The sequence below is a fragment of the Pseudomonas sp. PH1b genome, from assembly GCF_000633395.1.
In the GTDB taxonomy this organism is placed as follows: domain Bacteria; phylum Pseudomonadota; class Gammaproteobacteria; order Pseudomonadales; family Pseudomonadaceae; genus Aquipseudomonas.
In genome coordinates this window covers 304,970-319,602 of sequence record NZ_AYMU01000020.1, presented here as the reverse complement: position 1 = coordinate 319,602, position 14,633 = coordinate 304,970, and the positions used below count along the sequence as shown (strand labels likewise).

Genomic DNA, 14,633 nt, shown 5'->3' with positions numbered 1-14,633 from the left:
GTCCATACGCCGCCAGAAAAACATCCAGGAGTCCCCCCCATGAAAGGTTCCCCCTCGCTGTTGTTGGCCGCCATGCTGAGTCTGCCGCTACTGGCACAAGCCGCAGAACCGGAACAATGCAGTACCGTCAACTTCTCCGATGTCGGCTGGACCGACATCACCGTGACCACCGCTACCACCAGCGTCGTGCTCAATGCCCTGGGCTACAAGACCAAGACCACGATGATTTCCGTGCCGGTGACCTACAAGTCCCTGGCCGATGGCAAGAACATGGACGTGTTCCTCGGCAACTGGATGCCGACCATGGAAAACGACATCAAGCAGTACCGTGACGCCGGCACCGTGGAGACCGTTCGGGCCAACCTGGAGAACGCCAAGTACACCCTGGCCGTGCCCGAGTCGCTGTATGACAAGGGCCTGAAGGACTTCGCCGACATCGTCAAGTTCAAGACCGAGCTGGACGGCAAGATCTACGGCATCGAACCGGGCAACGACGGCAACCGCACCATCCAGAGCATGATCGACAAGAACGCCTTCGGCCTCAAGGACGCCGGCTTCAAGGTGGTGGAGTCCAGCGAGGCGGGCATGCTGTCCCAGGTTGAACGCGCACAACGACGCGACACCGCCGTGGTGTTCCTGGGCTGGGAACCCCATCCGATGAACACCCGCTTCAAGATGAAGTACCTCACCGGCGGCGATGACTTCTTCGGCCCCAACTTCGGCCAGGCGACCATCTACACCAACACCCGCAAGGGCTACACCAGCGAATGCAGCAACGTTGGCCAGTTGCTGAAGAACCTGTCGTTCACCCTGAACATGGAAAGCAGCCTGATGGGCAACGTGCTGGACGACAAGATGAAGCCTGATGCGGCCGCCAAGGCCTGGCTGAAGAAGAACCCGCAGGTGCTCGACACCTGGCTCGCAGGGGTGACCACCATTGACGGCAAACCAGGCCTTGAAGCCGTGAAAGCCAAGCTCGCGCAGGCCTCCAACTAAGTAGCACGCTTACGCCGGGCGGGCCCGCCCGCCCGGGCTGTTTTTTCCTTGCATGCGGACGTTCAATACCATGCTCATTGATCAGAAAATCCCCCTGGGCCAGTACATCGCGGCTTTCGTAGAGTGGTTGACGAAACACGGCGCCAGTACCTTCGATGCGATCGCTACCACCCTGGAAACCATGATTCACGGCGTGACGTTCGCGCTGACCTGGTTCAACCCCCTGGCCCTGATCGGCCTGATCGCCCTGCTCGCGCACCTGATCCAGCGCAAATGGGGCCTGACCGTATTTGTCGTGCTGTCCTTCCTGTTGATCCTCAACCTGGGGTACTGGCAGGAAACCATGGAAACCCTGGCCCAGGTGCTGTTCGCCACCCTGGTCTGCGTACTCATCGGCGTACCCCTGGGGATAGTCGCCGCCCACAAGCCGCTGTTCTACACCATGATGCGCCCGGTGCTGGACCTGATGCAGACCGTGCCCACCTTCGTCTACCTGATCCCGACCCTGACCCTGTTCGGCCTGGGCGTAGTGCCCGGACTGATCTCCACCGTGGTGTTCGCCATTGCCGCACCGATTCGCCTGACCTACCTGGGCATTCGCGATGTTCCACAAGAGTTGATGGATGCCGGCAAGGCCTTTGGCTGCTCGCGCCGTCAGTTGTTGTCGCGCATTGAACTGCCCCATGCCATGCCGAGCATCGCCGCCGGCATCACCCAGTGCATCATGCTGTCGCTGTCGATGGTGGTGATCGCCGCCCTGGTCGGCGCCGACGGCCTGGGCAAGCCGGTGGTCAACGCCCTCAACACCGCGGACATCGCCCTGGGCTTCGAAGCCGGCCTGGCGATCGTGCTGCTGGCGATCATGCTCGACCGCATCTGCAAGCAACCTGAAGCCAAAGTAGGAGGTGACGCATGAGCATTATCCGCTTCGACAAGGTCGATGTGATTTTCTCCAAGGACCCGCGCGAGGCCCTCAAGCTGCTGGACCAGGGCATGACCCGCAACGAGATCCTGAAGAAGACCGGGCAGATCGTCGGCGTCGAGAATGCCAGCCTGGACATCGAGAAAGGCGAGATCTGCGTGCTGATGGGCCTCTCCGGGTCCGGCAAATCCAGCCTGCTGCGCTGCATCAACGGCCTCAACACCGTGAGCCGCGGCAAACTGTTCGTCGAGCACGAAGGCAAGCAGATCGACATTGCCTCCTGCAGCCCGGCGGAACTGAAGATGATGCGCACCCAGCGCATCGCCATGGTGTTCCAGAAGTTCGCCCTGATGCCTTGGCTGACGGTACGCGAGAACATCAGCTTCGGCCTGGAGATGCAGGGCCGGCCGGAAAAGGAACGGCGCAAACTGGTGGACGAGAAACTGGAGCTGGTGGGCCTGACCCAGTGGCGCAACAAGAAACCCGACGAGCTTTCCGGCGGCATGCAGCAACGGGTCGGCCTGGCCCGCGCCCTGGCCATGGACGCCGACATCCTGCTGATGGACGAACCCTTCTCGGCCCTTGACCCGCTGATTCGCCAGGGCCTGCAGGACGAGTTGCTGGAACTGCAGCGCAAGCTGAGCAAGACCATCGTGTTCGTCAGCCACGACCTGGACGAAGCACTGAAACTCGGCAGCCGCATCGCCATCATGAAAGACGGCCGGATCATCCAGTACAGCAAGCCGGAAGAAATCGTCCTCAACCCGGCGGACGACTACGTGCGCACCTTCGTCGCCCACACCAACCCGTTGAACGTGCTGTGCGGCCGCAGCCTGATGCGCAGCCTGGACAACTGCAAGCGAGTCAACGGTTCGGTGTGCCTGGACCCGGGCGGCGACTCCTGGCTGGACCTGGCAGAAGGCAACACCATCAAGGGCGCCCGCCGCAACGGCTCGCAGATGGACCTGCAGAACTGGATACCAGGACAAGCGGTGGAGGAGCTGGGACGGCGCCCGACCCTGGTGGACTCCAACATCGGCATGCGCGACGCCCTGCAGATCCGCTACCAGACCGGCAACAAACTGGTGCTCCACGACAACCAGCAGGTGGTGGGCATTCTTGGCGACAGCGAGCTCTACCACGCGCTGCTCGGCAAGAACCTGGGTTAAGCAGCAGACACAAAAACGCCGCGAGCAATCGCGGCGTTTTGCTTTAACGGCACACCACCTTCTGCAGGCGCTGGCTTGCCAGCGAAGAGGCCCTGAAGCCTTGCAGCGCTTGAGGGCGCCGTCGCCGGCAAGCCGGCTCCTGCATCCGGTAGAGCCGCTCCAGCGGGAGCGGCCCGTGACTTCACTCAGCTATAGACACGGCCAAGGAGCTGCCGATGGCTTTCGAACTGATCGAGCACATCACGGGTGATCTGTTCCTGGGTGAAGCCCATCAAGTCGTATTCCTGGCTGCCGTTGTGCAGGTACACCTCGGCGCGGTAGTAGCGGGTGCGCTCTTCCTCGGCGTCGGCCGATTCGCTCGGCGTCGCCAGGTAGCCGTCCAGGCTCACTTCGTAGACGAAAGGGTTGCCCTCTTCCATCTCGATCCGCACGCCCATGCAGCGCTTGGACTTGCCGAGCAGGGTCTGCACGTCCAGGCCCTGGGCCCGCAGTTGCGCCGCCGCTTCTTCCAGCGCCGGAGTGACCTTTCGGTCCATGAAGCGCTGGACCACCGACTGAGTCGGTTGCAGGTCGAGGGCGGTCAGGCGTTCACTGAAACCACGACGTCCGCGTTCGGCCAACTGCGCCTGCTCCTGTTCGATCTGCACGTCCTGGCGCATGGCCTTGTGCAGGCCGAACATGAAGCACACCAGCACCACCGAGAACGGCAGCCCCGCCAGCACCACCATGGTCTGCATGGCTTCGAAGTTGCCGGCGAACAGCAGGCCGATGGTCACCAGGGTGATCACCACCGACCAGAAGATCCGCAGCCAGTGCGGGGCGTCTTCGTCGACGTTACCGCCCTTGCAGGACAGGTTGGCCATCATCACCGCGCCGGAGTCGGCCGGGGTCAGGAACAGCACGAAGCCGACGAAAATCGACACGCCGATCACGATCTTCGACGCCGGGTAATGCTCAAGCAACTGATAGATCGCCATGGACGGCTGTTCCAGCGCCGTCTTGCCCAGCTCCACCGCCCCATGGTTCATCACCAGGTCCAGGGCCGAGTTACCGAAGATCGACAGCCAGGCCAGGGTGAAGCCCAGGGGAATCAGCAGCACGCCGGCCACCAGTTCACGCACCGTGCGGCCGCGGGAAATCCGCGCAATGAACATGCCGACAAAAGGGGCCCAGGAAATCCACCAGGCCCAGTAGAACAGGGTCCACAGGCCCAGCCAGCGATCGGACTTGGCACTGTCGCCTTCATACACATAGAGGTCGAAGGTCTTGAGCACCACGCCGTTGAGGTAGTCACCGATGTTCTGCACGAAGCCGTTGAGCAGGTGCAGGGTCGGACCGAACAGCAGCACGAAGATCAGCAGGCCGCTGAACAGCACGATGTTCAGGTTGGACAGGCGGCGGATGCCGTTTTCCACACCGGACACCGCAGCGATGGTCGCTACCGTGCTCATGACGATGATCACGATCAGCAGGTTGGTGTTGCTGTGCTCCATGCCGAACAGGTTTTCCAGGCCGGAAGACACCTGCATCGAGCCGATCCCCAGGTTGGTCACCAGGCCCAGCAGGGTCACGAACATGCCGAAGCCGTCCACCGCGTGGCCGGCCGCGCCCTTGACCCAACGCTCACCCACCAGCGGGTACAAGGCCGAACGCAGTGCCAGCGGCTGGTTATGCCGGTAGGCGAAATACGCCACCGCCAGGCCGACCAGGGCGTAGATCGCCCAGCCATGCAGGCCCCAGTGCAGGAATGTCAGTTGCACCGCCTGGCGTGCGGCCAGGTTGCTGCCGGCCACGCCTTCGGGTGGGTTGAAGTAGTGGTCCAGGGGCTCGGAGGCACCGAAGTACAGCAGCGAGATACCGATGCCGGAGGAGAACAGCATGCCCGCCCAGGCGCCGTAGCTGAAGTCCGGGGTGTCGTCCTTGCTGCCCAGCTTGAGCTTGCCGTAGGAGGAAAACGCCAGGCCCACCACAAACACCAGATAGGCGGCGATCACCACCATGTAGTACCAGCCGAAACTGCGGGACAGCCAGGCCTGGGCAATGCCCAGCATTCTGCCGGCCTCTTGCGGGGCGATGATCAGAATGGCGGTCAACAACAGGATCAACGCGGTCGAGGTGTAGAACACCCAACCGTTGACCCGCACCTTCTCCGGTGGGGTCTTTATAAGCGAGGCAGAACTCATTGCACAGATGCTCCAGGCAGTGCGAGAGAAGGACACAAGGCAACACGGCACCCGACCAATCGGTTAGTTGGCAGCCGATCGTCGGGTGTTATAAAGACACCCCGAAAAAACCCGAAACCGCAAAAGCCGCGTTGCGCACCCGCATCCAAGGTCGGTGACGAACCTGCAGTTCATCCCCTGGTCCCCAGAGCGTCCTGCCCCTTCAACACGTCCGTTCTCTTGCCGGTCCACGCCATGCCACATGTAGGTTTCGGGCTATTTCGGAGGTCGTTATTGCGCCGTCTACGAGGAGGAAGAACTCCTTCAGGCAGCGACGATTTGTCGCAGATCTTATTCTTTGTTGATTGAACGTTCAATCAAAACAAAATAGACTGGCCCACAAGTCGACAGGCGTATGACGCCCGTCGACGGGCCTAAGGAGAGGTAGCAGATGCCCAAGGTCGGTATGCAACCCATACGCCGCCAGCAATTGATCGAAGCCACGCTGCAAGCGGTCGATCAGGTCGGAATGGGGGACGCCAGCATTGCGCTGATCGCCCGTTTGGCCGGTGTCTCGAACGGCATCATCAGTCACTACTTTCAGGACAAGAATGGCCTGATCGCCGCCACCATGCGGTACCTGATGAACGCCTTGATAGAGAACGTCACCGAGCGCCGTCAGGCGCTGACAGATGACAGCCCGCGGGCCCATCTGCAGGTGATCATCGAAGGCAACTTCGACGCCAGCCAGGTCAATGGCCCGGCAATGAAAACCTGGCTGGCCTTCTGGGCCACCAGCATGCACCACCCGTCATTGCACAGGTTGCAGCGGATCAACGATCACCGCCTCTACTCCAACCTGTGCTGCCAGTTCCGTCGCGTTCTGCCTCTGGATGAAGCACGCAGCGCGGCCCGTGGTCTGGCAGCCCTGATCGACGGTTTGTGGTTGCGCGGTGCACTGTCGGGAGACGCTTTCGACACCGAGCAGGCGCAACAGATCGCTTACGAATACATGGATTTCCAACTGGCTAAGCAGGAGCGCTAGAGCACAACCAAAAACGCTCGGCCCCTGAACCGCCACTGATCAGCGCGCCCCGAACTTCCGGGCGCCTGCGGTGGTCAAGCCAACTACTTAATGCACTTGCGAGGACACTATGGCCCGTTTCGAACTGCAAAAACTCTACATCGACGGCGGCTACACCGACGCCGGCAGCGACGCCACTTTCGATGCCATCAACCCGGCCAACGGTGAAGTTCTCGCACAAGTGCAACGTGCCACCAAGGAAGACGTTGAACGTGCCGTGGTCAGCGCCGAGAAAGGCCAGAAGATCTGGGCCGCGATGACCGCCATGGAGCGTTCGCGCATCCTGCGTCGCGCCGTGGAGATCCTGCGCGAGCGCAACGACGAACTGGCCGCCCTGGAAACCCTGGACACCGGTAAAGCCTTCTCCGAAACCAAGTACGTGGACATCGTCACCGGCGCCGACGTGCTGGAATACTACGCAGGCCTGGTGCCAGCCATCGAAGGCGAGCAGATCCCGCTGCGCACCACCTCTTTCGTCTACACCCGTCGCGAGCCCCTGGGCGTAGTGGCCGGTATCGGTGCCTGGAACTACCCGATCCAGATCGCCCTGTGGAAATCCGCACCGGCCCTGGCGGCCGGTAACGCGATGATCTTCAAGCCGAGCGAAGTGACCTCGCTGACCACCCTGAAACTGGCCGAGATCTACACCGAAGCCGGCCTGCCGGATGGCGTGTTCAACGTTCTGACCGGCAGCGGCCGCGAAGTCGGCACCTGGCTGACCGAGCACCCGCGCATCGAGAAAGTCTCCTTCACCGGCGGCACCGACACCGGCAAGAAGGTCATGGCCAGCGCTTCCAGCTCCTCGCTGAAAGACGTGACCATGGAACTGGGCGGCAAGTCGCCACTGATCATCTTCGACGACGCCGACCTGGATCGCGCCGCCGACACCGCGATGATGGCCAACTTCTACAGCTCCGGTCAGGTCTGCACCAACGGCACCCGGGTGTTCGTACCGAGCCACCTGAAGGCCGCTTTCGAAGCCAAGATCGCCGAGCGCGTTGCGCGCATCCGCATCGGCAACCCGGAAGACGAAAACACCAACTTCGGTCCGCTGGTCAGCTTCCCGCACATGGAAAGCGTGCTGGGCTACATCGCCAAGGGTAAAGAAGAAGGTGCCCGCGTCCTGTGCGGCGGCGAGCGCCTGACCGACGGCGAATTCGCCAAGGGCGCCTTCGTGGCCCCGACCGTGTTCACCGATTGCACCGATGACATGACCATCGTCCGTGAAGAAATCTTCGGCCCGGTGATGGCCATCCTCACCTACGAGACCGAGGAAGAAGTCATCCGTCGCGCCAACGACACCGACTTCGGCCTGGCCGCCGGCCTGGTGACCAAGGACCTGAACCGCGCCCACCGCGTGATCCATCAACTGGAAGCCGGTATCTGCTGGATCAACGCCTGGGGCGAATCCGACGCCAAGATGCCGGTTGGCGGCTACAAGCAGTCGGGCGTGGGCCGTGAGAACGGCATCAGCTCGTTGAACAACTTCACCCGCATCAAGTCGGTGCAGGTCGAGCTGGGCGACTACGCCTCGGTGTTCTGAGCAGCGGTCAGCAGCTAGCTACACGCGGCAAGTACAGGCAACAGCCTTGCTTGCCGCCCGCTCCCCATTTCCTGCCAAGCCTGCTTCGCCGCTGTTTCTTGCCGCTTGAAGCTTGAGGCTTGCAGCTCCCCACGGAGGCTCCAATGGCCAAAGAATACGATTACATCATCATCGGTGCCGGCTCTGCCGGTAACACCCTGGCGACCCGCCTGACCGAAGACGCAGGCGTCACCGTCCTGCTGCTGGAAGCCGGCGGCCCGGACTACCGTTTCGACTTCCGTACCCAGATGCCCGCGGCACTGGCGTACCCACTGCAAGGCCGTCGCTACAACTGGGCCTATGAAACCGATGCCGAGCCACACATGGACGGCCGCCGGATGGAATGCGGTCGCGGCAAGGGCCTGGGCGGCTCGTCGCTGATCAACGGCATGTGCTACATCCGCGGCAACGCCATGGACTACGACGGCTGGTCCAAGCTGCCTGGCCTGGAAGACTGGACCTACCTGGATTGCCTGCCGTATTTCCGCAAGGCGGAAACCCGTGACATCGGCCCCAACGACTACCACGGCGGCGACGGTCCGGTCAGCGTGACCACACCCAAGGCCGGCAACAACCCGCTGTTCCACGCCATGGTCGAAGCCGGCGTGCAGGCCGGTTACCCGCGTACCGAAGACCTGAACGGCTACCAGCAGGAAGGCTTCGGTCCGATGGACCGTACCGTCACCCCTAAAGGCCGTCGCGCCAGCACCGCCCGCGGTTACCTGGACGTGGCCAAGCAGCGCTCGACCCTGACCATCGTCACCCACGCCCTGACCGACAAGATCCTCTTCGAAGGCAAGCGCGCCGTGGGCGTGAGCTACCTGCAAGGCAGCACCGAAGAGCGCGTGGAAGCCCGTGCGCGCAAGGAAGTCATCGTCAGCTCCGGCGCCATCGCCTCGCCGCAGTTGCTGCAACGTTCCGGCGTCGGCCCGGCCAAGCTCCTGGAAAGCCTGGACATCCCGGTGGTCCACGACCTGCCGGGTGTCGGCGAGAACCTTCAGGACCACCTGGAGCTGTACCTGCAGTACGCCTGTACCCAACCGGTATCGCTGTACCCATCGCTGCTGTGGTGGAACCAGCCGGCCATCGGTGCCGAATGGCTGTTCAAGGGCACCGGCATCGGCGCCAGCAACCAGTTCGAAGCCGGCGGTTTCATCCGTACCCGTCCGGAATTCGAGTGGCCGAACATCCAGTACCACTTCCTGCCGGTAGCGATTAACTACAACGGCAGCAACGGCGTGCAGGAACACGGCTTCCAGGCCCACATGGGCTCCATGCGCTCGCCGAGCCGTGGCCGTGTGCAGGTCAAGTCCAAGGATCCGCGCCAGCACCCGAGCATCCTCTTCAACTACATGGCCACCGAGCAGGACTGGCAGGAGTTTCGCGATGGCATCCGCCTGACCCGGGAAATCATGCAGCAACCGGCCCTGGACGCCTACCGTGGTCGCGAGATCAGCCCGGGCATCGAAGTGCAGACCGACGAGCAGCTGGACAAATTCGTCCGCGAGCACGCCGAGACCGCGTTCCACCCATCCTGCTCGTGCAAGATGGGCACCGACGACATGGCCGTGGTAGATGGCCAGGGTCGCGTGCACGGCATGCAAGGCCTGCGTGTGGTGGATGCCTCGATCATGCCGATCATCACCACCGGCAACCTCAACGCGCCGACCATCATGATGGCCGAGAAAATCGCCGACAAGATCCGTGGCCGCCAGCCACTGCCACGCAGCAAGGCCGACTACTACGTTGCGGGCGAAGCCCCGGTACGTGGCAAGCCGATGCGTGAAGTAGGCCCGACCGCGCAGTAAACGATGTTGGCGCCGACCGCCTGGGTCGGCGCCACTTCCACCCTCGTCCCGCCCTTGCGGCACCACACTCCCCGCCCATGCCTCCCTCCCGGCCCCGGGCCTGGAACAGGCGCGAACGAAAACCTCCGGCTGTCGATCGACAACCATCAACCTCCCCGTCCCGCTCCAGCCTTCAGCACGCTCGGCCATCGCCTGGCGGCAAGGGCTGCGTCCTTGATCGCAGCCTTGGGCAGCGGCTACAGTTCTGCAACTTGCACATCCCCTTTCGTCCCCGAGCCCATCAGCACCTATACCTGTAGGAGCCAGCTTGCTGGCGAAACGCGCCGGCCCGCTATCGAGCCTCACAAGGAGGTCCTCCATGTTCGACTTTCACCCCCAGCTCAAGCAGCGCTTCGCTGCCTTGCGCACGGGCGCCGAATTCTTTTCCCTGCGCTATGTGCGCGAGTCGGATCAGTACCTGTCGGTGCGCAAGAACGTTGCCGAACCACCCAGCCTGGGCCGTGACGAAGGCGCGATGCTGACCGTGCGAGTGCGGGGCGTGGAAGCCTACGCGGCCACCAACGACCTGTCGCAAAGCGGCCTGCAGGCAGCTCTCGATCGAGCCGAGCAGCAGGCCCGGGTGATTGCCGCCCACGCCCTGCTGGACCTGCGCGAGCAGCCGGTGTCCAGTCATCGCGCGGACTACCTGTCGCCGAACCTGGAACAGCCCTTCCCGTCCCTGAGCGACTGCTACCAGCTGCTCGGCGATGAATCGGCCTCGGTGCCCAAGGACGAACGCCTGGTGAACTGGCAGGTGGGCATCGGCGTCACCCAGGTCGAACAGATCTACCTCAACAGTGCCGGTGCCGAGCTGCGCCAGGCCCAGCGCTTCGTCTATCCGGGCCTGGACGTCACCGCCTACGACGGCAGCGACAGCCAGACCCGCAGCCTGGGCCGGGAGAACTTCGGCCAGCAGGGCTCCGGTGACGTGATCAGCCGTTGCGGGCTGCTGGGGGCGGCGCCACGGGTGGCCGACCAGGCCCTGCAACTGCTGCTGGCCCCGAACACTCCGCAAGGCACCCGCGACCTGCTGCTGATGCCGGACCAGATGATGCTGCAGATCCACGAGTCCATCGGCCACCCTCTGGAGCTGGACCGGATCCTCGGCGACGAACGCAACTACGCCGGCACCAGCTTCGTCAAACAGCAGGACTTCGGCCGCCTGCAATATGGCTCGTCGCTGCTCAACGTGACCTTCGACCCGCAGATCCCCGAAGAGCTGGCCAGCTACAGCCATGACGACGACGGCAGCGCCGCCGACAAGCAGTTCCTGATCCGCGAAGGCCTGCTGGTACGCCCCCTGGGTGGCGCCCTGTCGCAGTACCGCAGCGGCCTGGACGGCGTGGCCAACAGCCGCGCCTGTGGCTGGAACCGCGCGCCCATCGACCGCATGGCCAACCTCAACATCGAGCCCGGCGACCAGCCCCTGGAACAGCTGATCGGCCAGATCGAGCACGGCATCCTGATGTCCACCAACCGCTCCTGGTCCATCGACGACGCGCGCAACAAGTTCCAGTTCGGCTGCGAGTGGGGGCAATTGATCGAAAACGGCGAACTCAAGGGCGTGGTGAAGAACCCCAACTACCGGGGCATTTCCGCGCAGTTCTGGCGCAACCTCAGCGCCGTCGGCGACCGCAGCACCTTCCAGGTGCTGGGCACACCGAACTGCGGCAAGGGTGAACCCAACCAGGTGATCCGCGTTGGCCATGCTTCGCCGGCCTGCGTGTTCAGCAAGATTGACGTATTTGGAGGAGACGCCTGATGACCAGGACGATAAATCAGGCCGATCAGTTCAAGGCCTTGGTGCAGTGGCTCGGCGATGCGCTCAAGGAGTCGGAGCAGTTCACCCTGGGTTACGCCGCCGAAGCCTCGGCGTTCATCCGCTTCAACCACGCCAAGGTGCGCCAGGCTGGCCAGGTGCAGCAGGCCAGCCTGCATTTCAAGCTGATCGATGACGGCCGCCACGCCGACCTCAGTATCACCTTGAGCAACGATCCCGAGACGGACCGCCAGCGCCTGGCCGAAGGCTTGCAGCAACTGCGGGACACCCTGCCGCTGCTGCCGGCCGACCCGTACCTGATGCTCAACCACACGAGCTGGAAGACCCACCACGTGCAGGAGCAGCCGCTGCCCGGCAGCGAACAGGTGGTGGCGCAAATCGCCCAGGCCGCCGCCGGCCTGGACCTGGTGGGCATCTATGCCGCCGGCCCCATCAGTCGTGGCTTCGCCAGCTCTGCCGGGGCCTTTGGCTGGCACCAGGCCAACAGCTTCAATTTCGACTTCAGCCTGTTCCACGACAACGGCGAAGCGGTGAAGGCCAGCTACGCCGGTCACACCTGGAGCGACCAGGACTTCGCCCAGCGCTTCCAGCAGGCCCGTCAGCAACTGGAGTTCCTTGGCCGGCCGCTGCGGACCCTGGCCCCGGGAGAATATCGGGCGTACCTGGCCCCGGCGGCGCTGGAGGAAATCATGGGCATGCTGGCCTGGGGTGGCTTCTCGGCCCAGTCCATCGCCAGCAAGCACAGCCCGCTGCAGAAGCTCTACGCTGGCGATGCCCGCCTCAGCCCCCTGGTCAACCTGGACGAGCAGGTCAGCGGCTCCCTGAGCCCGGCGTTTTCCGATGAAGGCTACCCCCGCAGTGACCTCAAGCTGATCGCCGAGGGTGCTGCCAACGCCCAGTTGATCAACTCCCGCAGCGCCGCCGAGTATGGCCTCACCGCCAACGGCGCCGGCAGCGGCGAATACCCCAGCGCACTGAACATGGCCGCGGGCCAGTTGTCCCAGCAGCAGATCCTCAAGCAACTGGGCACTGGGCTGTACATCAGCAACCTGTGGTACCTGAACTACTCGGACCTGCCCGCCGCACGCCTGACCGGCATGACCCGCTTCGCCACCTTCTGGGTGGAGAACGGCGAGATCCAGGCCCCGGTGAGCACCATGCGTTTCGATGACAGCGTCTACAGCCTGCTGGGCTCGCAGCTGGAAGCCCTGACCGAACAGCGCGAGCTGCTGCTGTCGGCCAGTACCTACGGCCAGCGCCAGACCGCTTCGATGCATCTGCCAGGGGCACTGGTCAGCCGCCTGACCCTGACCCTGTAGGAACTGCCCGCAAAGCTGTAGGAGCTGGCTTGCCAGCGAACGATGCAACGCCCCGGCCCGAATGCAGCGCGTCCTTCGCCGGCAAGCCGGCTCCTACCTGAACTGACATCGAGGTCCCATGCCCGCACGCCCGCCTCTCGACGCTACCACCGCCCGCTGGCTGCCCTGGGTGGTGGCCATCGCCTTCTTCATGCAGTCCCTGGACGGCACCATCCTCAATACGGCGCTGCCGGCCATGGCCCAGGACCTGGCGGAAAACCCGCTGCGCATGCAGGGGGTGATCATCGCCTACATGCTCACCGTGGCCCTGCTGATTCCCGCTTCGGGCTGGATCGCCGATCGCTTTGGCACCAAGAAGATCTTCTTCGGCGCCATCCTGCTGTTCAGCATCGGCTCCCTGCTCTGCGCCTTGTCCAACACCCTGACCCAACTGATTGGCGCCCGGGTGATCCAGGGCCTGGGCGGCGCGCTGATGCTGCCGGTGGGACGGCTGGTGGTGCTGCGGGCCTACCCGCGCTCGGAACTGGTGCGGATCATGGGCTTCATCACCATTCCCGGCCTGCTGGGGCCACTGATCGGCCCGACCATGGGCGGCTGGATGGTGCAGTACCTGACCTGGCACTGGATCTTCCTGATCAACCTGCCGGTGGGCGCCCTCGGCTGCTACGCGGTATGGCGCTTCATCCCCGACCTGCGGGGCAGCGAGCGCACGCGCTTCGATGGCCTGGGCTTCCTGCTGTTCGGCGCGGCGATGGTACTGATCACCATCGCCATGGAGGGCCTCGGCGAGCTGCACCTGCCCCACCTGCGGGTGATGCTGCTGCTGTTTGGCGGGCTGGCCTGCCTGGCGGCCTATTGGCTGCGGGCCGGGCATATCGACAACCCGCTGTTCGCCCCGTCGCTGTTCAAGGTGCGGACCTTCGCCGTGGGCATCCTCGGCAACCTGTTCGCCCGCCTGGGCAGTGGTGCCCTGCCATTCCTGGTGCCGCTGCTGCTGCAAGTCGCCCTGGGCTACTCACCGTCCCAGGCCGGGATGAGCATGCTGCCCCTGGCGGCCGCGGCGATGCTGGCCAAGTCCATTGCCCGCCCGCTGATCGAACGCCTGGGTTACCGCATCGTGCTCACCGGCAACACCCTGGCCCTGGGCATCATGCTGGCCAGCATGGGCCTGGTCAGCGAACAGACGCCCTACCCGCTGCTGCTGGGCATGCTGGCGGTGCTGGGGGCGATCAACTCGCTGCAGTTCACGGCCATGAACACCGTGACCCTGATCGACCTCGACGATGCCGCCGCCAGCAGCGGCAACAGCCTGCTGTCGGTGGTGGCGCAACTGTCCCTGAGCCTCGGGGTGGCCTGCGCCGGTGCGCTGCTGGGCGGCTTTACCGCCGAAGTCGGCAACGATGGCGTGGACACCGTGCTCGGCGCCTTCCAACTGACCTTCCTCACCGTGGGCATCATGGCGATGCTGGCGGCGGCGATCTTCCTCCAGCTGTCGCCCACCGATGGCCGCCGCGCACGCAAGCTCGAGGAGCAGCACATCGAGCATTGACCCGCACATCCCCTCCGTAGGAGCCGGCTTGCCGGCGAAGAGGCCCCGAGCCCCGCGCCAACCTCGCGGCCGCCTTCGCTGGCAAGCCAGTTCCTACCCGGAACCGCCCCTGCGCGGCTGCTCGTCCAGAATTTGCAGGTTGTGGCAGCGGGACTGATACACTGCGCGACATTTTGTTTTGCAGGCCAGTCCCGTGACCACCATCGCCACCGCTTTTAATACT

General features: G+C 63.8%; 10 protein-coding genes. 9 read left to right on the top strand and 1 reads right to left on the bottom strand.

Features of this window, described 5'->3' with window-relative positions; translation table 11 throughout:
* The first annotated feature begins 39 nt into the window (after positions 1-39).
* The 3 genes from U873_RS0126630 to choV all read left to right on the top strand — a co-directional run bounded on the left by U873_RS0126630 (position 40) and on the right by choV (position 3,087).
* The gene (locus U873_RS0126630; protein ID WP_025131148.1) at positions 40-996 is read left to right on the top strand and encodes a choline ABC transporter substrate-binding protein; all 957 of its coding nucleotides are present in this window, start codon (positions 40-42) and stop codon (positions 994-996) included.
* 70 nt (positions 997-1,066) lie between these two features.
* On the top strand, positions 1,067-1,912 hold the full coding sequence (gene choW, locus U873_RS0126625) for a choline ABC transporter permease subunit (RefSeq protein WP_025131147.1): 846 nt from the start codon (positions 1,067-1,069) through the stop codon (positions 1,910-1,912).
* On the top strand, positions 1,909-3,087 hold the full coding sequence (gene choV / locus U873_RS0126620; protein ID WP_025131146.1) for a choline ABC transporter ATP-binding protein: 1,179 nt from the start codon (positions 1,909-1,911) through the stop codon (positions 3,085-3,087). Before choW ends, choV begins: the two co-directional genes overlap by 4 nt.
* Positions 3,088-3,272: 185 nt before the next feature.
* Here choV and U873_RS0126615 read toward each other — a convergent pair whose 3' ends face one another.
* The gene (locus U873_RS0126615; RefSeq protein WP_256245023.1) at positions 3,273-5,213 is read right to left on the bottom strand and encodes a BCCT family transporter; all 1,941 of its coding nucleotides are present in this window, start codon (positions 5,211-5,213) and stop codon (positions 3,273-3,275) included.
* 487 nt (positions 5,214-5,700) lie between these two features.
* Here U873_RS0126615 and betI point away from each other — a divergent pair, with 487 nt between their 5' ends.
* The 6 genes from betI (at position 5,701) to mdtD (ending at position 14,410) form a co-directional block, all read left to right on the top strand.
* Complete coding sequence (betI, locus tag U873_RS0126610; RefSeq protein ID WP_025131144.1) at positions 5,701-6,294, top strand: transcriptional regulator BetI; 594 nt, start codon at positions 5,701-5,703, stop codon at positions 6,292-6,294.
* A 109-nt stretch (positions 6,295-6,403) separates the two neighbouring features.
* Positions 6,404-7,876, top strand: a complete 1,473-nt coding sequence (gene betB, locus U873_RS0126605) for a betaine-aldehyde dehydrogenase (protein WP_011063942.1) — start codon at positions 6,404-6,406, stop codon at positions 7,874-7,876.
* A 143-nt stretch (positions 7,877-8,019) separates the two neighbouring features.
* Positions 8,020-9,723, top strand: coding sequence for a choline dehydrogenase (betA, locus tag U873_RS0126600; RefSeq protein WP_025131143.1), 1,704 nt, complete (start codon positions 8,020-8,022; stop codon positions 9,721-9,723).
* A gap of 358 nt (positions 9,724-10,081) precedes the next feature.
* Positions 10,082-11,524: a TldD/PmbA family protein gene (locus tag U873_RS0126595; protein ID WP_025131142.1), complete on the top strand. Its 1,443-nt coding sequence runs from the start codon at positions 10,082-10,084 to the stop codon at positions 11,522-11,524.
* Positions 11,524-12,861, top strand: coding sequence for a TldD/PmbA family protein (locus U873_RS0126590; RefSeq protein WP_025131141.1), 1,338 nt, complete (start codon positions 11,524-11,526; stop codon positions 12,859-12,861). Before U873_RS0126595 ends, U873_RS0126590 begins: the two co-directional genes overlap by 1 nt.
* Before the next feature lie 118 nt (positions 12,862-12,979).
* The gene (gene mdtD / locus U873_RS0126585; protein ID WP_025131140.1) at positions 12,980-14,410 is read left to right on the top strand and encodes a multidrug transporter subunit MdtD; all 1,431 of its coding nucleotides are present in this window, start codon (positions 12,980-12,982) and stop codon (positions 14,408-14,410) included.
* Positions 14,411-14,633 lie beyond the last annotated feature (223 nt).

Bases quoted from the DNA above. Each gene is read 5' to 3' on its own strand.
- U873_RS0126630 (WP_025131148.1), top strand. From the start codon at position 40: ATGAAAGGTTCCCCCTCGCTGTTGTTGGCCGCCATGCTGAGTCTGCCG.
- choW (WP_025131147.1), top strand. From the start codon at position 1,067: ATGCTCATTGATCAGAAAATCCCCCTGGGCCAGTACATCGCGGCTTTC.
- choV (WP_025131146.1), top strand. From the start codon at position 1,909: ATGAGCATTATCCGCTTCGACAAGGTCGATGTGATTTTCTCCAAGGAC.
- betI (WP_025131144.1), top strand. From the start codon at position 5,701: ATGCCCAAGGTCGGTATGCAACCCATACGCCGCCAGCAATTGATCGAA.
- betB (WP_011063942.1), top strand. From the start codon at position 6,404: ATGGCCCGTTTCGAACTGCAAAAACTCTACATCGACGGCGGCTACACC.
- betA (WP_025131143.1), top strand. From the start codon at position 8,020: ATGGCCAAAGAATACGATTACATCATCATCGGTGCCGGCTCTGCCGGT.
- U873_RS0126595 (WP_025131142.1), top strand. From the start codon at position 10,082: ATGTTCGACTTTCACCCCCAGCTCAAGCAGCGCTTCGCTGCCTTGCGC.
- U873_RS0126590 (WP_025131141.1), top strand. From the start codon at position 11,524: ATGACCAGGACGATAAATCAGGCCGATCAGTTCAAGGCCTTGGTGCAG.
- mdtD (WP_025131140.1), top strand. From the start codon at position 12,980: ATGCCCGCACGCCCGCCTCTCGACGCTACCACCGCCCGCTGGCTGCCC.